The following is a 20449-nucleotide window of genomic DNA, read 5'->3' on the forward strand; positions in this document are numbered from 1 at the left end:
GCGAAATCTCGCGGGGCCACGTAATTCCCCAGGGGATCCGCATGGTTGTGGCCGCCGTGCCGAAAAGTGTCATCGACGGATTTCGCCGCGTCAACGGCGCTGTCGATGCTGGGGAGATCGTGCCCGGCCGTTCCGGTTTCTCGTGCTCGAAAGGGCACCTTTCTTTGCCCTCGACGCTGCTCCACGCGTCGATGGTCCGGAGCACAAAGGAGGCACGGCATCCGGAACGGGCCGCGCAGACGGGCCGGACCCGGCAGGACAGCTGTCCTGCCGGAACCGGCCCCTTCAGGCGGTCTGGATCAGCAGAGTGCGCAGGTCGTGCAGGTGCGGAAGCAGGACTCCCCGCCGGAAATGGCCGCGCCGCTCTCGGACTCGACGTCCTGGAGGGCGGTCTCGGTGAGGTCGATGTCGAAGAGGTCCGTCATGTTTTCGGACATGGAAATTCCTCCCTGTGGAACCTGTTGATTCGCCAGCATTCGGCGACTTGAGCGGAATCTAGGCAGGCACCGAAAGCGAAGTCAAGGGGTTACGGGAGAGGTGCGTCATGGCTAGTGTGACGGTATTCCCGGCGTAAGAAACCGGGAATTGGGGAGTCCGTTTCAGGGGGCATCAAGTAAGGGGGCGTGGCAGAGATGCGGCGTGGCCAAGGCGTGGATCCGGTGTTTCGGTGCGCGGATGGAGTGCTGCTGAGGGCGCCGATTCTGGCCCGGTCGAGCATCCGCGCCACGTGGGGGGACGAGGCACGCGACCGGCCGCAGGCGACCGGGGCGGAGCCCCGTGAACTCCGCGCCCACTTGCGGGAGATGCTCTCCGACGCGAGGTTCCGGGAGGCGCTGGACGTCTCCAGTCCCTCGCTCGCGCGTACCGTCGACGCGGTCCTCGCGGATGCGCCGGTGGCCGCCTCCGATCTCCGCAAGGCCCATCGGGCCGTGACCCGCTATCTGCTCAGGGCCTCCTCGCGGCCCACCCCTTTCGGCCTCCTCGCGGGCGTGCTGTGGGGCTCGTTCGGCGCGGCCACCAAGGGGGAGCTCACCGGCGCGGGGCACCGGGCGGTGCGTCCCGACGCCGGTTGGCTGGCAGGGCTGATCGCGCAGTGGGAGCGCGACCCGGCCATCCACATGGGGTTGAGCGTGGTGGTGAATGGCCTGTGCTTCGTGCGCGGCGGACGCCTGGTCCTGCCGTTCGCCCCGGCCGCGACCGCCGTCGGCTCCGACACCTCCTCGGGGGGCGGCCGTCCCACGTCGCGGACGCTGCGTCACACGCCGGTGGTGCGTGCCGTGGCGGAGGCGGCGGCCCGTCCTGTGCGCTGCGGCGACCTGGTCCGAGACGTCGAAGCACGCTTCCCCGGCGCGCCCGAAGGCGCCGTCGCGGGCCTCGTCGCGCAACTGATCGGGGCCGAGGTGCTGCTGACGGAGCTGCGCCCGCCGCTGGACTCGCCCGACCCGCTGGCCCACGTCGAGGCGCTGCTCCCGGCCGCCACGCCCGCCGCCCGGTGGATCGCCGACCTGCGCGCCCCCCTGGCCGACTACCGCCGCACCCCGCTGGGGAAGGGAAGGACGGCCTGGCGCACGGCACTTGCGTGTGCGGCGGCAGGCCCCGCGCCGGTCTCGGGCTCCGGCCCGGCCCCGAGCGCGGAAGCTCTCGCGGGAGGCTCGGGCCCCTCGGCGCACGCCGTCCAGGTGGACCTGCGCCTGGAGGGCAGCGCGGTGCTCTCCCACGCGGTGGCCAAGGAACTGGAGCGCGCGGGCACCGCGCTGTGGCGCCTGTCGCCGCCGGGAGAGGGCCGACTGGCCGCCTACCACCAGGAATTCGTGGAACGGTACGGTCTCGGGCGCTACGTGTCCGTCAAGGAACTCCTCGACCCCGACATCGGGCTCGGGGCACCGGCCGGATACCGCCTGCCCCCGAGCCATCGCCCCGAACCGGGGCCCGCACCCCTCGGGGCCGTGCGCCGACGCCTGCTGCTGGGGCTCGCGGCCGAGGCCCAGGCGCGTGGAACGCGCGAGGTCGTCCTGGACGAGGACCTGCTGAGCAGGTTCGAGGAAGCAGACCGGGACGAATCCGCCGACACCGTGCGGCCGCCCGCCCTCGAACTCGTCGTACGCGTGGCCGCGGAGTCCGCCGCCGCGGTGGACCGGGGCGACTTCACGCTCGTCCTGGGCGGCGCGGCCACCGCGTCCGGCGGCCTCATGGGCCGCTTCGCCCATCTCTTCCCGCCCGCGCAGAGCGAGGAGATGCGGCACACCGTGCGGGCCGCGCGCGAGACCACCGGACGGCTGCCCGTCCAGGTCCACCACCAGGCCTCGCACCACCGGCACGCCAACGTCGCCCAGGTGCCGACCTGGCTGGAGGGCCGCCTGGTCGTAGGCGCCCACCCGGGCCCGGCCGCGCCGGGCGTCACGGACCTCACGCTCGACGACATCGCGGTCTGCGCCGACTCCGAGGGCTTCCGGATCTCGTCCGTGGAGCTCGGGCGCGAGCTGGCCCCGTCGGCCCTCCACGTGCTCAACCGCGAACTGGCCGCGCCCAACGCGGTGCGTTTCCTCATCGAAGCCGCGGCGTTCAGCCGCAGGCAGGTGCGGCTGTGGGAGTGGGGCCCCGCGGAAGACCTGCCGTTCCTGCCCGCCGTACGCACCGGCCGCACCGTCCTGAGCCCGGCCCGCTGGCGACTGGACGCGGCCGGCCCGTCCCTCGACGAGTGGCGCGCCCTGTGGCAGGTGCCCGACCACGTCCAGCTCACCATCGGCGACCACCGCATCCCGCTCAACCTCGCGGTCCCGGCGCACCAGGAGATCCTGCGGCGTGAGTGCGAGCGCACGAGCGTGGCCGTGGTGCACGAGCTGCCTCTGGACCACGCCACCGACAGCGGCTGGTTGCACGGCCCCGGCGGCGCCCATGAGGTCGAGGCCGTGGTGACCCTGATACCCCGCCAGCCGGCGCCCGCGGCCCCCGCACGCACCACCCGCCCCGCCGTGCGGCGCGGCACCGGCGAAATCCCGCCGGGTGGCCCCTGGCTGTACGCGACCCTCTACGCCTCCGCGGAGCGCCAGGACGAGCTCCTGACCGGGCCGTTGCGCCACTTCCTGACCGAGCTGCACACCGCGCCCGTCGGACCGGGCGGCATCGACCGCTGGTTCTTCATCCGGTACGCGGATCCGGACCCGCATCTGCGGCTACGACTGCACGGAGACCCGGCGTTCCTGAACGGCGTCGTCCTGCCCCGCCTGCACGACCTGGCCGGGCAACTCGCCGCAGGAGGGCTCGCCCGGGGCCTGCGCCTGGACAGCTACGCACCCGAGACCGAACGCTACGGTGGCCCAGTCCTGCTCGACGCCGCCGAGGAGGTCTTCCACGCCGACAGCCGCCTGGTGCTGGAGCGGCTGGCGGCCCCCGCGCACGACCCGATCCTGTCCACGGCGTACGACGTGACCGAGCTGATGCGGGCCTTCCACCGGGGCTACGGCGGCGACTGGCGGCGCCGCCTCACCGCGACGTACCCCAAGCGCGAGCAGCACCACACGGCGTTCGCGGCACGACGGCGGGAAGCGCTCGCCCGGATCACGCCGGACGGCCTGCCGGACCCGGTGGCGCTGCCACACCACACGGCGCTGGAAGGCTTCGGACGGCTCGTGCGCGCGGAGGAGGAGCGCGGCACGCTGAGCGTCTCGCCGGACGCGGCGCTCGCCTCCCTCGTCCACATGCACTGCAACCGCCGCCTGGGCACGGACCGAACGGCCGAGGCGCAGGCCCTGGCCGTGGCCCGTGGCGCGGTCCAGGCGCACCTCGACCGGGAAAGGGCCCGCGCATGACCGAGAACCTCCCCGCGCGTCTCGCCGAGCGCCTGGCCGATCCGGCCGCCCTGGCCGGGCGCGTGATGGCCGCCGAGACGCCCGAACTGGCCGAGACCCGCTCCCTGTGGCATCCCCAGTCCCTCGCGGACGGCCACGCCGGAGTGGGGCTGTTCTTCGCGGCACTGGCCCACGACGAGCCCAGCTGCGCGAAGGCCGCGCACGCCCATCTGTCGGCGGCGGTCACCGGGGTCCGCAGACCGGCGAGGGAGGGGCTGTACGCGGGGCTGCCCGCCGTCGCCTTCGCCGCCCGGACCGCCATCACCCGGCCCGGCGAGTACGCGGCTCTGCTCGCCCAACTGGACGCCCAGGCAGCCCTGTTGGCACGCAGACTGGTCGAGGAGGACGCGCCGCGGGTGGCGCGTGGGGTGGCCGGGGCGAGGATGTACGGCTACGACGTGGTCGCCGGGCTCTCCGGCCTCGGCCGTCTGCTCCTGGCAGCCGGGCCCGAACACCGGTCCACCACGGAACTGCTCCTCACCCACCTCGTCGCGCTCACCCGCCCGGTCACGCTGCCGGACGGCCGGCTCGTGCCGGGCTGGTGGACCGGCGACCCCGTCCTGATCGGCGAACCCGACGGGCTCCCCGGCGGCCACTTCAACGCCGGCCTCGCGCACGGCATACCGGGTCCGCTCGCGCTGCTGTCCCTCGCCCACCGCGCGGGCGTGCGGGTGCCGGGCCAGGAGCAGGCCATCCGTGCCATCGCCGCGTGGCTGCTCGCCCGCCGCAGCCCCGACGGCACCGGCTGGCCCAACATCGTCCCGCTGCCCGCCGAGGTGGCAGCCGCCTCCGGTAAGCACCCCGGCCTGGCCGAGGCCCGCACCGGCTGGTGCTACGGCACGCCCGGGGTGGCCCGCGCCCTGCAACTGGCCGCCCTGGCGCTGAAGGAGCCCGAGTGGAACCGCCAGGCGGTGGCCGCGGTGGCCGCCGTCTGCGACAGGCCGGGCGGAGCCGCCGCCTTCGGTGATCCCACGCTCTGCCACGGCTTGGCGGGATTCACCACGATCGTGACTCTGATGGCACGCGAGCCCGGCGGGACCGAACTGGCCGCGCACATACCGGAGTTGACGCTGGCCCTCGCGAAGGCCGCCGACCTGGCGCACCCCTTCCTCTGGCCCGCCTCGGCCCCGGCCGGCTCTGCCGTCGTGCATCGCCCAGGCTTCCTCGACGGCGCCGCGGGCGCCGCCCTCGCCCTGAACTTCGCGACGAACCCGGACGCACGGTTCGGCGAACTGCCCTGGCAGGCGGCGCTGCTGCTCTGTTGAGGGCGCCGGAGGGTGGTGCTTCCGGCACAGCCGGGCATGCTCCGACGATTGCAATATGACGGCACGTCAGATATGACGGGACGTCACTAGAGACGGGAAGGGCTCATGGGGAATCGGGGCGTCCGGTTCGGTGCGGCGGCGCGAGGTGGAGGCGGAAGGCACCCTGGCAGCCGCTCCTCGCGATCGGTAAGGTCGGCCCCCGCGTGATCCCGCGCCCCGCACTTCTCGGCAGTGTTACGAGTACCGGCACCGGCACGCCCCCGCACCCGCGCACGACCTTGCACCTCCCGGATTCAGTACACGTCCCCGCACAGGCAGCGCACACCTACCCGCTTCAGCCCACGTCCCCGTATCGCCAGCGCAAGGCCCCGCATCAGCGCACGTCCCGGCAGTGGTACGAGCTTCGCCCGCGGCCCGGCGCCGCCCGATGGTGTCCGCCGCGGCCGTCCCGGGCTCACTGCTGCCGTAACCCCCCTCGCAGCACCACCGGTTTGATTCGGAGTGTTCATGACGCCCGTAGCGCCGAACCCTGAACTTGTCATCGGATTGAGCCCGTTGGGACTGCCCGACCCGCGCCCGGTCGCCGCGGTGAGCCGGGCCGGCGGACTCGGAGTGCTGGAGCTCGGGGCGGGTGACCGCCGGGCCAGGGAAGCGCTCGCGCGGGTGCGGCGCTGGACGCGGGGCACGTTCGCCGTCCGCGTCGGGCCGTCCTGCGCGCTGACGCCGGAGGAGGTCGCCGATGAGTGCGGCGGCGCCCTCCCCCCGGTCGTGGTGCTCGCGGCCGACGCCGACTGGAAGGCTCGCCAACTCGGCGACTCCTGCCGGGTGTTGGCGGAGGTGGGCGGCCGGGAAGAGGCGCGCCGGGCGGCGATGGACGGTGCGTACGGGCTCATAGCGCGCGGCAGCGAGTGCGGCGGTCGCGGCGGTGATCTGAGCACGTTCGTGCTGCTCCAGGCGCTGCTCGCCGACCCTGAGTGCGACCTGCCCGTGTGGGCCTGCGGCGGCATCGGCCCGCGCACGGCGGCAGCCGCGGTGGTCGGCGGTGCGGCCGGGGTCGTCCTCGACACTCAGCTCGCCCTGCTCGCGGAGTCCGGAATCGGGGACGAGGCGGCGGCCGCGCTGCGCACGATGGACGGGTCCGAGACGAGTGTCGTCGACGGCGTCCGGGCGCTGCGAAATGCCCGCACGGGACTCGAACTCCCCGTCGGCCAGGACGCGTTCCTCGCCGCCCGGTTCGCCGAGCGGTGGGGGGCCGTGGCCGGGGCCGTGCGCGGGGTGCGCGAGGCCATGGTGGCCGCCGTCGGCGACCCGGCCGGTGTGCGGGCCCTGGCGGCGGGCTCCGCCATGGCGAAGGCCCTCGGCACCCGCCTGCCCCTCGTGCAGGGCCCGATGACCCGGGTCAGCGACCGGGCGGGGTTCGCCGCGGCCGTGGCGCGCGAAGGGGCGCTTCCGATGCTGGCCCTCGCGCTGTCCGACGGCGAGCAGAGCCGCACCCTTCTGGAACAGGCCCGCCGTGAACTGGGCGAAAAGCCCTGGGGCGTGGGCATCCTCGGCTTCGCGGACAGCGGGATCAGGGCCGAACAGCTGGCGGCCGTACGAGCGGTCCGTCCCACCCACGCGATCATCGCCGGGGGCCGCCCCTCCCAGGCGGCCGACCTGGAGGCGTCGGGCATCAAGACGTTCCTGCATGTGCCGTCGGCCGCGCTGCTCACGCAGTTCATTGACATGGGCATGCGCAGATTTGTCTTCGAAGGGGCCGAATGCGGCGGACATGTCGGACCGCGCAACAGCTTTCCGCTCTGGGAGGCCCAGTTGGCGGTCGTCGAGCGGTACGTGGCGCGCACGCCCGGCGCGGCGGGCGACTTCGAGGTGCTGCTCGCGGGCGGCATCCACGACGAACGCTCCTCGGCCATGGCCGCCGCGCTCGCCGCCCCGCTCACCGCACGCGGCGTCGCGGTCGGCGCCCTGATGGGGACCGCGTATCTCTTCACTGCGGAGGCGGTGGAGTGCGGCGCGATCCAGCCGGCCTTCCAGCGCCAGGTGATCGCCGCCGGGGCCACCGCCCTCCTGGAGAGCGCCCCGGGCCATGCCACGCGCTGCGTCGCCAGCCCGTACACCGCCGACTACGCCGCCGCCCGCGCGCGCCTGCACGCCGACGGCACCCCCGACCGCCAGGCCTGGGAGGAACTGGAACGCCTGAACCTCGGGCGGCTGCGGATCGCCAGCAAGGGCGTGGAGCGCGAGGGCGACGAGCTGCGGCCCGTATCCGAGCAACGCCAGCGCGACGCCGGGATGTTCATGGCCGGGGAAGTGGCCGTGCTGCGCTCGGCGACCACGACCGTCAGCGCGCTGCACGACGCGGTGAGCCGGGGCGCCGCGGCCTTCACCGAGCGGCGGGCGGCCGAACTGGCCGAGACACTGGGCGCCGCCGAGGACACCGCCGAAGAGCCCGCCCCGCGGCCGCTCGACATCGCCGTGGTCGGCATGGCCTGCATGTTCCCCCAGGCCCCTGATCTGGCGACGTACTGGTCGAACACCGTCGGCGGCGTCGACGCGGTCACCGAAGTCCCCGCCGACCGGTGGGACCAGGAGATCTACCACGACGCCACGGGCGAGCGCGCCGGAACCACCGCCTCGCGGTGGGGAGGCTTCCTGCCGCCGATCCCCTTCGACCCGTTCGCGTACGGCATCCCGCCCGCCTCGCTCGGCAGCATCGAACCCGTACAACTGCTCGCCCTCGAAGCGGCCCGACGGGCGCTGGAGGACGCCGGGTACGGCGAGCGGGCCTTCGACCGTTTCCGTACGTCCGTGGTCTTCGGGGCCGAATCCGGCAGCGACCTTTCGGGCGCGACGACCCTGCGCACCGTCCTGCCCGCCTACCTGGGGGAGATACCGCCCGCCGTCGAGGAGCAGCTGCCCCAGCTCACCGAGGACTCCTTCCCCGGCATGCTCGCCAACGTCATCGCGGGCCGGATCGCCAACCGCCTCGACCTCGGCGGCGCCAACTACACCGTCGACGCGGCCTGCGCCTCCTCGCTCGCCGCGCTGGACGTGGCCTGCAAGGAACTCGCCTCCGGTACCAGCGAGATGGTGCTCTGCGGCGGCGCGGACCTGCACAACGGCATCAACGACTACCTGCTCTTCTCCTCCGTGCGCGCCCTCTCCCCGAGCGGGCGCTCCCGTACGTTCGACGCCTCCGCCGACGGCACGGTGCTCGGTGAGGGTGTGGCCTGCGTGGCGCTGAAGCGGCTGGCCGACGCCGAGCGGGACGGCGACCGCGTGTACGCGGTGGTCAAGGGGATCGGCAGCGCGAGCGACGGGCGCTCCCTCGGGCTTACCGCGCCCCGGCCCGAGGGCCAGCGCGCGGCGCTGGAACGGGCCTACCGGGCGGCCGGAATCTCGCCCGCCCGGGTCGGTCTGGTCGAGGCGCACGGCACCGGGACCGTGGTCGGCGACCGTACCGAACTGACCACGCTGACGGCCGTGTTCACCGAGGCGGGCGCGGCGCCGGGCGGCTGCGTGCTCGGCTCCGTCAAGTCCCAGCTGGGCCACACCAAGTGCGCGGCGGGCCTGGCGGGCCTGATCAAGGCGGCCATGGCCCTGTATACGGGAATCACACCACCCACCCTCCACATCCAGGAGCCGAACGCCGCCTGGGACCCCGCCGCCAGCCCGTTCGCCTTCCAAGCCGAGGCCCGGCCGTGGGCGGCCCCGGCGGCCGAACGGGTCGCGGGGGTCAGCGCGTTCGGCTTCGGCGGGACCAACTTCCACGCCGTGCTCACGGCCCACGACGCCGGGGCGCCCCCGGCCCAGGGGCACGAGGTGTGGCCCGCCGAACTGTTCCTGTTCCGTGGCGCGGACGGCGCGGCGGCCGGACGGGAGGCGCAGTGGCTCCTTGCCGAGCTGGACGGCCCGGGCGCACGCCTGCGGCTACGGGACGCCGCGCTGGTGGCGGCCCGGCGCGCCGCGACCCGGCCGGGCCCGGTACGGATCGCGGTCGTCGCCGAGAGCGTGGACGACCTGCGGGGGCTGCTGCGGAAGGCGGCGGACGGGGAGCGGGGGAGAGGGGTGTACACCGCGGACGGGGACGAGTCGGGCCGGCTTCCCGGCGGGTCCGCGGCAGAGGGGCGGGGGAGGGGCGGGAACGAGTCCGGTGGGCCCGAAGCCGACCGGCCCAGGGTCGCCTTTCTCTTCCCCGGTCAGGGCAGCCAGCGCCCCGGCATGCTCGGCGAGCTCCTTGTCGCCTTCCCGGAGGCCGCGCACCTGGTGCGGCAGGGCGGCGCGTACGCGTCCGCGCTCTATCCGCCCCAGGCGTTCGAGCCCGGTGCGGCCGAGCGCAGGCAGGAGGCGCTCAAGGACACGAGCATGGCCCAACCAGCCCTCGGAATAGTCAACTTGACGGCCTCCCAGGTCCTGGAGTGGGCAGGCGTACATCCCGACATGGCGGGCGGGCACTCCTACGGGGAGCTGGTGGCCCTGGCGGCCGCCGGAGCGCTGACCCCGCACGCGCTGCTCGACCTGAGCGCCCACCGGGCCGGGGCGATCCTGGCTTCGCTCGGTGACGACCCCGGCGCGATGGCCGCGGTCACGGCCGCCCCCGCCGACGTCGAGCGCGTCCTCGCCGCAGCCGGGCTGAGCGACAGGGTCGTGGCCGCCAACCGCAACGGCCCCCGCCAGACCATCGTCTCCGGCCCCACCGCCCTGGTGGAGGAGGCGCTGGAGCGACTGCGCGGCGCGGGGCACAGCGTGCGGCGCATACCGGTCGCCTGCGCCTTCCACAGCCCGCTGGTGGCGGGCGCGGGCGAGCGGTTCGCCCCGGTCCTGGCCCGGCACTCGGTCAGGGCGCCGGACTTCCCGGTCTGGGCCAACCGCACGGCCGCGGTCTATCCGGACCGGCCCGACGGCGTCCGGGCCGAACTGGCCGCGCAGATCGGGTCCCCGGTGCGCTTCGCCGAACAGGTCGAGGCGATGTACGCGGCCGGGGCACGCGTCTTCGTCGAAGCGGGCCCGGGCACGGTCCTGACCGGCCTCGTCGGCCAGATCCTGGGGGACCGCCCGCACCGGGCGGTCGCCTGCGAGCCGCGCCCCGGAGCCGGGCTGCGCGGACTGCTGGAGTGTCTGGCGCGGCTCGCGGTCGTGGGCGTGCCGGTACGCGCCGGACGGCTCCTCCAAGGCCGGGGCGCGGTGACGGAGCGACCGGAGCCGCCCGGCTGGACCGTCGACGGCCAACTCGTCCGCACCCGCTCCGGGGAGTTGCTGCCCGGGGCCCTGAAACCGGCCCGACGGGTCAGTCTGGAGACGAGCACAGTGACACCTGACCGTGGCCCCCGGCACGACGACCGCGACCTCATCGCGGACTTTTTGCGCACGAGCCGCGAACTGGTCGCGGCTCAACGGGACGTCCTGCTCACCCACTTGGGGGCCGCGGCCGGAGCCGCCTCCTCGCCGCAGGTGCCCGCTCTCCCGCCTCGTACGGAACCGGCCCCGGCGGTCGTGGTCGAGTCGGCTCCGCAGGCCACGGACACGCCGGTCGTCGTCGACGTCGAGCAGGCCGTGCTGAGCGTCATCAGCGAACGGACCGGCTACCCGGCCGACATGATCGAACCCGATCTGGACCTCGAAGCGGACCTGAGCATCGACTCCATCAAACGGACCGAGATCGTCGGCGAGCTGGCCCGCCGCCTCGCGGGGACCCGGACCTTCGACGACACGGAGATGGAGGAGCTGTCCCGGGCCCGGACGGTCGCCGCGATCACGGCATGGATCACGGAGCACGAGAGTCCGGCCGAGCCGGAAACGGCGACGGCCATGCCTGCGTCGGCCGGCACGGCCGCGCCCGAGCCCGGGAGCGAGCCCGTCCCGGGGGTGGCTCCGCGCCGCTGCCTCCTGGAACGGACGCCCCTTGGCCTGCCGGTCATCCCGTCGGTCCCCGACCTGCACGGCAGGCGCTTCGTCCTGCTCGGCGTCGGCGCCACCGCCGACGAGCTCGCTGCCCGGCTGGTCGGCAGGGGCGCGCAGGTCGTCACGCACGACACCGACCGGCGGCTCGATCCGGCCGACGGGCCCCTCGACGGGGTCTTTCACCTGGGGGCCGTGGCCCCCGAGGACGCGCCTGACGGCGGCGCGGCGCTGCTGCCCGGAGCCTTCGAGGTCTTCCGGTCCGCCCTGCGCCTCGCACCCCGTCGGCTGATCTGCGGCAGGACCGCCCCCGGCAGTGGAGAGGACGCGGGGGCGGGACTGCACGGCCTGTTCCGGACCATCGACCGGGAGTACGCCGACGTCGCCGCCCGCGTCGTAGACCTCGATCCGGCGGTCACCGCCGCCCGGCAGGCCGACTTCCTGCTGGCGGAGCTGTATGCCGAGGACCGCGCCCCCGTCGTCGTGCGCACCGAGGCGGGCCGGTACGGGTACACGCTCGTGGAGCGCGGCCTCGGCGGCCTGGCGCGCACCGGGGCGGGGCCCGCCGGGGTCGGAGCCGCCGAGGCCGCCGCGCTCGGGCTCGACCGGGACTCCGTGGTCGTGCTCGCCGGAGGGGCACGCGGGATCACCGCCGACTTCGCCCTTGCGCTCGCGGCGGCCTCCCACTGCCGGATCGAACTCCTCGGCCGGACCGCGCTGCCCGCCGGACCCGAGGACCCGGAGCTCGCGGACGCCGCCGACTCGACCGCGCTGCGAGCACTGCTCGCCGGACGGGGCGAGCTGACCCCCGCGACGATCGAGCGCGAGGTCAAGAACGTGCTCGCGGCCCGTGAAGTCGCCCACACCCTCGACCGGTTGGGGCAGCTCGGCAGCCCGGCCGCGTACCGCGTCGCCGACATGTGCGACGCGGCGGCCGTGGCCCAGGCCGTCAAGGAGATCCAGGCGGAGCAGGGCCGCATCGATGTGGTGGTGTACGCGGCGGGCGTGATCGAGGACCGGCTCATGGAGGAGAAGGACCCCGAGTCGTTCTGGCGGGTGTACGCCACGAAGGTGGACGGCGCCCGCGCGCTGCTCGACGCCGCGGCCCAGTTGCCCCACGGCCCCCGGACGGCCGTGTTGTTCGGCAGTGTCTCCGCCGTACTCGGCAACCGGGGACAGAGCGACTACGCCGCCGCCAACGACGCGCTCGCGCACGTCGGCGAGCAGTGGGCGCGGCGCACCGGTCGGCGCGCGCTGACCGTGCACTGGGGGCCGTGGGCGCCGTCCGGAGCGCACGGCGGCATGGTCACCCCGCACCTCGCCCGCGAGTACGCCCGGCGCGGAGTGGCGCTCATCGACCGCGAGGAGGGCGCGCTGGCCCTGCTGCGGGAGCTGGCCTGGGGCGACGAGTCGGCCACGTCCGTCGTCTACACGGCATCGGCCCTGTGACATGGCCGACCGGACACCGGCCCCGGCCGGTTTGAGGGAGCGTCAGATTCCGGTCGCCATCGTCGGCATGGCCGTCCTGCTGCCCGGCGCCAAGGATCTCGACGCCTACTGGCACAACCTCGTGGGCGGTGTGGACGCCGTGCGCGAGGTGCCCGAGGGACGCTGGGACCCGGTCTACTACCGGCCCGGCGACCCGGGCGGCGGCGCGGACCGGATCTACTGCCGGCGCGGTGGCTTCGTCGACGGCCTCGCCGAGGTCGACGCCGCCCGCCACGGCATCATGCCCCACTCGGTCGCGGGCACCGAACCCGACCAGCTCATCGCGCTCTCCGTCGCGGCCCGGGCGATCGCGGACGCGGGCGGTGAGGAGCGGCTGCCCGAGCGCGGCCGGGTCGGGGTGGTTCTGGGCCGGGGCGGATACCTCACTCCGGGACTCGTCCGCCTCGACCAACGAGTGCGCACCGCCCATCAGTTGACGCGCACCCTGGGCGAGCTGATGCCCCATCTCGCCCCGGACCAGCTCGACCGGGTCCGGGCCGCGTTCACCGAAACGCTGGGACCCGAGCATCCGGAAGCGGCCATCGGACTCGTCCCCAATCTCGCGGCGTCCCGCATCGCCAACCGGCTCGACCTGCGCGGCCCCGCGTACACCGTGGACGCGGCCTGCGCGTCCTCGCTGATCGCGGTCGACCAGGCGGTGGGCGAACTCGCCGCGGGCCGCTGCGACATGATGCTCGCGGGCGGGGTGCACCACTGCCACGACATCACCCTGTGGAGCGTCTTCACCCAGCTGCGCGCCCTCTCGCCGAGTCAGCGCAGCCGCCCCTTCCACGCGGCGGCCGACGGCATCCTCATCGGAGAGGGCACGGGTGTCGTCGTCCTCAAGCGGCTCGCGGACGCCGAACGCGACGGCGACCGCGTGTACGCGGTGATCCGGGGCACCGGCGTCGCGGGCGACGGCCGCGCCGCGGGGCTGATGAACCCCGATCCCGGCGGCCAGACCCGTGCGGTCCGGCAGGCCTGGCGAGCCGCGGGCCTCGACCCGCGTGCCCCCGGCTCCCTCGGCCTCCTGGAGGCGCACGGCACCGGCACTCCCGCGGGCGATGCGGCCGAACTGGCCACACTGGCCGAGGTGTTCGGACCGGCCATGGAGGGGGCGGCCACGGCCGTCATCGGCTCGGTGAAATCGATGATCGGCCACTGCATGCCCGCCGCGGGCGTCGCCGGTCTGGTGAAAGCGGCCCTCGCCGTGCATCACGCGACCTTGCTGCCGACCCTGCACTGCGACGAACCGCACCCCGCGCTCGCCCGCACCCGGTTCCGTCCGGCGGCACTCGCCCGGCCGTGGCAGGATCCGCTGCGCCGGGCGGCCGTCAACGCGTTCGGGTTCGGCGGGATCAACGCCCACGTCGTCCTGGAACAGGCCCCGGGCGCCGTGCCCGCTCCATGCCGGACGGCCGTGCGCGAACCGGAGCGGGTGCTGCGCCTGAGCGCGGGCAGTGCCGAGGGCCTGGCGCGGCTCCTGGACGCGGACGACACGACGGTACGGGCACGCGGTGACACCTCGTACGCGCGGGACACCGTGCAGGTCTCGCCAGCGCGCCTCGGCATCGTCGATCCGACCGCCAAGCGGCTGGCGCTCGCGCGGCGGGCGGTGGCCCAGGGCCGTCCGTGGCGCGGCCGCAGCGATGTGTGGTTCGCCCCGCATCCGCTCCTGGGACCTGCGGGCGGGGGCAAGGTGGCATTCGTCTTCCCCGGACTGGAAGCCGAGTTCGCCCCCCGGGTGGATGAGGTGGCCGAGCACTACGGGCTGCGGCTGCCGGGCCGTGCGTACACCGAGGCGAGCGACGTCGCCCGGCACGGACTCGGCGTGCTCCGCGTCGGCAGGGTTCTCGACGAGGCCCTGCGCGCGCTCGGCGTCCGGCCCGACGGGGTCGCCGGACACAGCGTCGGCGAATGGGCGGCGATGATCGCGGGCGGCATGTTCGCGGCCGACGAGGCGGACGCCTTCTTCGCCTCTTTCGACCCCGACACGCTGCGGGTGCCGGGGCTCGCGTTCGCGGCGATCGGCGCCCCGGCGGCCCGGGTGAGCGAGGCGCTCGCCGACTGGCCGGACCTCGTCCTCTCGCACGACAACTCGCCCGGCCAGTCGATGGTGTGCGGCCCGGAACAGCCGGTCGAGGAGTTCGTGGCGAAGCTCCGCGCCGAACACGTGATCTGCCAACTGCTCCCGTTCCGCTCCGGCTTCCACACGCCGATGCTCGCCCCCTATCTGGCCCCCATGAAGCGGGGTGTGGACGCGGCGGAGATCCTTCCGCAGCGGATCCCGGTCTGGTCCGGCACCACGGCGGCCCCGTTCCCCGCCGACCCCGACGGGGTCCGCGCCCTGTTCGTCCGCCACCTCCTGGAGCCGGTACGGTTCCGGCCGCTCGTCGACGCCCTGTACGCGGCGGGCTTCCGCGCCTTCGTCCAGGTGGGCACGGGCCGGCTGACCTCGCTGCTCGACGACACCCTCAAGGACCGCGACCACCTCACGCTCGCCGCCAACTCACCCCGACGCGGCGGACTCGCACAACTGCTGCGGGTGGAGACGGCGTTGTGGACCGAGGGGTACGCGCTCACGCCCGCCCGGCCGGACGGGCCGCGCTCTTCCGCCGCCCCGACCCCCCTCGACCTGACCGCCGCGCTGATCCCTCTCGCCCCCCACCGCGTGGAAGAGTTACGCGACGAGCTGCGCGTCCGTTCAGAAGAGGCGCCGCCCCAACGCAACGCCTCAGCAAGGCTGTTGAGTGAATCCGTCACCCGGCTCCACCCCGTCGCCGCGGAGCTCGACGCGCTGATGCGGGAGACGGTGGACAGCGTCACGGCCGTATTGGAGGGAGCCCGAACTCCAAAGGCGGCGGCCCCCGCGGCGGCGGCACTGGCCGAATCCGACATCGCCGCCCCGCCCGCCGAGCAGCGCACCCGACTGCGCGTCTCCACCGCCTCCATGCCCTACCTCCTGGACCACTGCTTCTTCCCGCAACGGCCCGGCTGGCCCGACCCCGCCGACCGGCATCCGGTCGTCCCCGCCACCACCGTCCTGCACCACCTGATGGCCGCAGCCGAGCGCGCGGCACCTGGACAGCGCGCGGTGGCCGTGCACGATGTGCGGCTGGAGAAGTGGGTCAGCGCCATGCCGGAAGTGGAGGTGACCCTCACCGCCCGGCCGCAGGGTTCCGGTCAGTGGGCGGTCGCGTTCGGGCCGTACGCCCGCGCGACCGTGCAGCTCGCCCCTGCCTACCCGGCCCCGTCGCACGCACCGCCTCTGGACGCGGCCGACGAACGCGCGCCCGACATGGCGGCGGCCCAGCTCTACGAGGACCGGTGGATGTTCCACGGACCCGCCTTCCGCGGCGTCACGGCACTGCGCGGGATCGGGCCCGGACACGTCCGCGGCACCCTCACCACGCCGTCCGCGCCGGGCGGGCTCCTCGACAACGTGGGCCAACTCCTCGGCTACTGGCTGATGTCGACCCACCCCACCCGGACCGTGATCTTCCCGGTCGGCATCGAGCGGGTCGTCTTCCACGGACCGCCCCCGCCTCCCGGCACCCGCCTGGACTGCCATGCCGTCATCACCTCGCTCACGGAGGACACCCTCCTCGCGGACGCCCGGCTCACCCAGCCCGACGGGACGGTGTGGGCGGAGCTCTATGGCTGGCGCGACCGGCGGTTCTCCGGGCTCGACGCGCGCAGGTCCGGCGGCTACCCGGAACACCGCGCCCTCGCCGAGGCGCAGCCCGGCGGCTGGTGCCTGCTGCGCGACGCATGGCCGGACCTGGCCTCGCGCGACCTGCTGATGCGCATGCAACTGGGCCGGGCCGAACGGGAGGCCTACGAGGCGCGCCCGCCGCGCGGACGGCGCCAGTGGCTGCTCGGCCGGATCGCCGCCAAGGACGCGGTCCGGCGGTGGCTGTGGGAGTGCGGCGAGGGCGCGGTGTTCCCGGCCGAGATCGAGATCGTGAACGAGGAGTCGGGGCGGCCCCGGGCGGTGGGGCTGCACGGACGCACGCTTCCGCCGCTGGACCTGTCCCTCGCCCACCGCGGGGACCTCGCGGTCGCCCTCGTCCGCCCACCGGAAGACGGCCCGTACGCGAACGGCGTCGGCATCGACGTCGAAGAAGTCGCCGACCGCACCCCCCAGACCCACCGCGTCGCCCTCGGCCCCCGCGAACTCGCCCTCCTCGGCGGGCTCGTCGCCGCCGAGTCCGGGCGTACCGAGGCGCTGTGGTTCACCCGGTTCTGGGCGGCCAAGGAGGCGGCCGCCAAGGCGGAGGGCACCGGGTTCGGCGGGCGGCCGCACGCCTTCGAGGTCACCGCGGCGGCTCCCGACGCCCTCACCGTCACCGTCGACGGTCGCCACCACCACATTCGTTGCACCCACGTCGACCCCACCCATGTCGTGGCCTGGACCACGTCTGCGACGACCCTCAAGGAGAGCACTCAGTGACCACCAGCGAACGGCCCCCCGGCGCCACCCCCCTCGCACCGCCGGACGGGGAGAGGATCCTGGCCGAGATCGCCGGGCTGATCGTGGAGGTGCTCGGGGACTACGCCCCCGACCCCGCCGACATCCGCCCCGAGACCCTGTTCGGCGACGACCTGGAACTGGAGAGCATCGACCTGGTCGTGCTGTCCGGCCACCTCCAGGAGCGGTACGGCGACCAGGTCAACTTCGCCGAGTTCGTTGCCTCCCTGGAGATCGACGAGGTCATCGAGCTGTCCGTCGGACGGCTCGTCGACCACGTCCTGCACCGCCTCGGCGCCGCCCCGCGATCGGGAGCGGCCCCATGGTCATGATCCGCGCGAACGGCATCGGCCTGCACGTCCAGCGGATGCGCCCGCCCCGTCAACCGCCGCACGCGACCGTGGTGTTCGTCCACGGCGCCTTCATCGACAGCCTCGCCAGCTACTACTTCACCCTCGGCCCCCGCTTCGCGGAGGCCGGGTTCGACGCCGTCATGTACGACCTGCGCGGCCACGGCCGCAGCGAACGCCCGCCCCGTGGGTACGCCTTGGAGCACTTCACCGCCGACCTCGACGCGCTGCTCGACGAACTGGACATCACCGACCCCGTCCACCTCGTCGGCAACTCCTTCGGCGGCACGGTCGCCCTCGACTTCGTCGTCCACCGGCCAAAGCGCGTCGCCACCGTCACCGTGGTCGAGTCGGGCCCCGCCAGCCGCGCCTGGTCGCACACGATGACGTCCGCCCTGCGCCACGCCGGGGACATGGGGGACGACGAGGCGCTGGTGTGGTTCACCGAGCAGTACGGGACGCTCTCCTCGACCCGCACCGGCGACGCCCGCCACGACGCGCACATCCGCCGGCTCGGCCGGGCCGCTGCCCGGCTCGTACGCTCCACCACCATCGCCGAGGACATGCCCACCGGGCGGGTGCTCACCGACGAACAGCTCGGCGGGGTCAGTTGCCCGGTGCTCCTGGTCAACGGGCAGGAGGGCCTGGTGGCCGCCGAATCCGCCCGGCTGCGGTCACTGCTGCCGCACTGCTCGGTCGCGGTGGTCCCCGGGCAGAAGCACTCCGTCCTGGTCGAGGCCTCCGACGAGGTGGGGCGGCTCGCCCTGGACTGGGTGCGCGAGCACGCCGCGGCCGCGCCCAGTGGGCCGGGGCCGGTCCGGTGAGCCGCTTCCTGTTCGTCGTGCCGCCGCTGACCGGTCACATCAACCCCGCGGCCGCCGTCGCCGCCGAACTGACCGCGCGCGGCCACGAGGTGGCATGGGCGGGTCGGCCCGGGATCATCGGGCGGCTGGTCGGGGAGCGGCCCCGGGTGTACGTGTGCGCCGGGCCCGACCACCTCGCGGGACGGCCGCCCCAATTGCGCGGGCTCGCGGCGCTGAAGTTCCTGTGGGCCGACTTCCTCGGCCCGCTCGCCGAGGCGATGGCACCCGGGGTGGCGGCGGCGATCACCGCCTTCGGACCGGACGTGGTGGTGGCCGATCAGCAGACCGTCGCGGGCGCCCTGGTGGCGGAGCGGCTCGGGGTGCCGTTCGCGACGTCGTCGACCACGTCGGCCGAACTCACCGAGAGCATGGCCGCCATGCCGGGCGTGCGCGGCTGGCTCCTTGGGCTGCTGCGGGAGCTGCGCGAACGCATCGGCGATCCCGCCGCCACCCACGACCCGCGCTTCTCCCCGGCGCTCACCCTCGCCTTCACCACCCCCGAGCTGACCGGCCCGTACACCGCGCCGGAGACAGACCTGCGCTTCGTCGGACCGGCGCTGGCCGCCCGGCGTTCCGCCGCCGGGGACTTTCCCTGGCAGTGGCTGGACCTAGCGCCGGGGACGCCCTCGGTCCTGGTCACGCTGGGTACGGCGAACATCGACGCGGGCGGACGTTTCCTCGCCGAGAGCGTCGCGGCGGTCCGCGCCCGTGCCGGACGGCTGCGGGCGGTGGTGTGCGACCCCGGCGGACTGCTCGGGGCACAGCCACCGGGGCCCGATGTGCTGGTCAGGGCGGACCTGCCGCAGGTCGCCGTCCTGGAGCGGATGACGGCGGTCGTCTGCCATGCGGGACACAACACGGTCACCGAGGCGCTGTGGCACGGCGTGCCCCTGGTGGTCGCCCCGATCAGGGACGACCAGCCGGTCGTGGCGGCCCAAGTGGTCGGTGCCGGGGCCGGGTTGAGGGTGAAGTTCGCGCGGGCGGGCCGCGAGCAGATCGGCGCGGCCCTGGACGCGGTGGTGACCGAGCCGGGCTACCGGGACGCGGCCCGCCGCGTCCGGGACGCCTTCCGTGCCGCCGGCGGCGAGGCGGCCGCCGCCACGCATCTGGAAAAGCTGGCCGCGCCCCTCGCCGAACGCCCGCGATGACGCCCCCGCCCCGCCCCGACAGAGCCCCCACAGAGAGGCACGCACATGCCCGACAGTGAACGGATCGCCCGGCTCCGCCCCTCGTACCAGGCCGAACTGGCCCGCGGCACGGCCCGCTTCTTCCTGCCCGCCCGCACCGACTGCCCCTGGTGCGGGGGCTCACAGCTGCGAGGCAAGTTCCGCACCACGGACCTCATCCAGGGCAAGCCGGGCGAGTTCGTCCTCGACCAGTGCCGCGGCTGCGGTCACGTCTTCCAGAACCCGAGGCTGAGCCAGGAGGGCCTGGACTTCTACTACCGGGACTTCTACGACGGGCTCGGCGCCGAGACGACCGCCAAGATGTTCGAGGGCAACGGCAGCAAGAAACGCTTCCGCCGCAGCGCCCGGGCCCTGCGGCGCGTCGCCCTGCCCCGCCGCTGGCTGGACGTCGGCACCTCACTGGGCCACTTCTGCGCCACCGCCAAGGAGGTGCTGCCCGACACCGACTTCGACGGGCTCGACATGAGCGAGGGCGTCGAGCGGGCCGCCAAGGAGGGCCGCGTCCAGGACGCCTACCGGGGGTTGTTCGTGGACCTCGCCGACGACATGGCGGGCCGCTACGACGCGGTCAGCATGTTCCACTACCTGGAGCACACCCTCGACCCGCACCGTGAACTCGTCGCCGCCCACACGGCGTTGAAGCCCGGCGGTCACCTCCTGATAGAGGTCCCCGACCCGGAGTCGCTGTCGGGACGGCTGCTCGGCCGGCTCTGGCTGCCCTGGTTCCAGCCCCAGCACCTGAACATGGTCCCGATGGGCAACCTGTGCCGACGGCTGCGCGAACTCGGCTTCACCATCGAGGTGGCCGAGCGCCGCGACGCCCACATCCCGGCCGACCTGGTGTGCGCCGGCTGGTTCCTGCTCGGCCGGCTGCTGCCGCGCGACGACGCACCCTGGCGGCCCCGCCGCCCGGGCCGCGCCGCCCGCGCCCTTCGCCTCGCACTGGTATGGGCGGCGCTGCCGGTGCTGATCGCGGTGTACGTCCTCGATCAGCTGGTCAACCCGCTGGCGCGGCGGACCCGCTTCTCCAACGCGTACCGGGTGATCGCCCGCCGCGCCGGGTGAACGTCGAAGCCGCA

The 20449-nt window shown here is 74.4% G+C and carries 9 protein-coding genes; 8 read left to right on the forward strand and 1 reads right to left on the reverse strand.

Annotation, left to right across the window (positions count from 1 at the left end):
- Positions 1 to 299: 299 nt before the first annotated feature.
- Complete coding sequence (locus tag AC07F3_RS16005) at positions 300 to 437, reverse strand: hypothetical protein (RefSeq protein WP_479114419.1); 138 nt, start codon at positions 435 to 437, stop codon at positions 300 to 302.
- 366 nt (positions 438 to 803) lie between these two features.
- Here AC07F3_RS16005 and AC07F3_RS16010 point away from each other — a divergent pair, with 366 nt between their 5' ends.
- From AC07F3_RS16010 to AC07F3_RS16045, 8 genes are all read left to right on the forward strand, one after another.
- Positions 804 to 3809: a lantibiotic dehydratase gene (locus AC07F3_RS16010; protein ID WP_479114420.1), complete on the forward strand. Its 3006-nt coding sequence runs from the start codon at positions 804 to 806 to the stop codon at positions 3807 to 3809.
- On the forward strand, positions 3806 to 5113 hold the full coding sequence (locus AC07F3_RS16015; protein ID WP_479114422.1) for a lanthionine synthetase C family protein: 1308 nt from the start codon (positions 3806 to 3808) through the stop codon (positions 5111 to 5113). The genes AC07F3_RS16010 and AC07F3_RS16015 overlap by 4 nt, the downstream gene beginning before the upstream one ends.
- A 507-nt stretch (positions 5114 to 5620) precedes the next feature.
- Positions 5621 to 12460, forward strand: a complete 6840-nt coding sequence (locus tag AC07F3_RS16020; protein ID WP_479114424.1) for an SDR family NAD(P)-dependent oxidoreductase — start codon at positions 5621 to 5623, stop codon at positions 12458 to 12460.
- A gap of 1 nt (position 12461) precedes the next feature.
- The gene (locus AC07F3_RS16025) at positions 12462 to 16952 is read left to right on the forward strand and encodes a beta-ketoacyl synthase N-terminal-like domain-containing protein (protein WP_479114426.1); all 4491 of its coding nucleotides are present in this window, start codon (positions 12462 to 12464) and stop codon (positions 16950 to 16952) included.
- Positions 16949 to 17302, forward strand: coding sequence for a phosphopantetheine-binding protein (locus AC07F3_RS16030; protein ID WP_479114428.1), 354 nt, complete (start codon positions 16949 to 16951; stop codon positions 17300 to 17302). Before AC07F3_RS16025 ends, AC07F3_RS16030 begins: the two co-directional genes overlap by 4 nt.
- Complete coding sequence (locus AC07F3_RS16035) at positions 17293 to 18144, forward strand: alpha/beta fold hydrolase (protein WP_479114430.1); 852 nt, start codon at positions 17293 to 17295, stop codon at positions 18142 to 18144. Before AC07F3_RS16030 ends, AC07F3_RS16035 begins: the two co-directional genes overlap by 10 nt.
- On the forward strand, positions 18141 to 19331 hold the full coding sequence (locus AC07F3_RS16040) for a glycosyltransferase (protein WP_479114432.1): 1191 nt from the start codon (positions 18141 to 18143) through the stop codon (positions 19329 to 19331). The genes AC07F3_RS16035 and AC07F3_RS16040 overlap by 4 nt, the downstream gene beginning before the upstream one ends.
- 45 nt (positions 19332 to 19376) lie before the next feature.
- Entirely contained in the window at positions 19377 to 20435 is a 1059-nt protein-coding gene (locus AC07F3_RS16045; protein WP_479114434.1) for a methyltransferase domain-containing protein, read from the forward strand.
- Positions 20436 to 20449 lie beyond the last annotated feature (14 nt).

Source organism: Streptomyces sp. NPDC045846 (genome assembly GCF_056431605.1).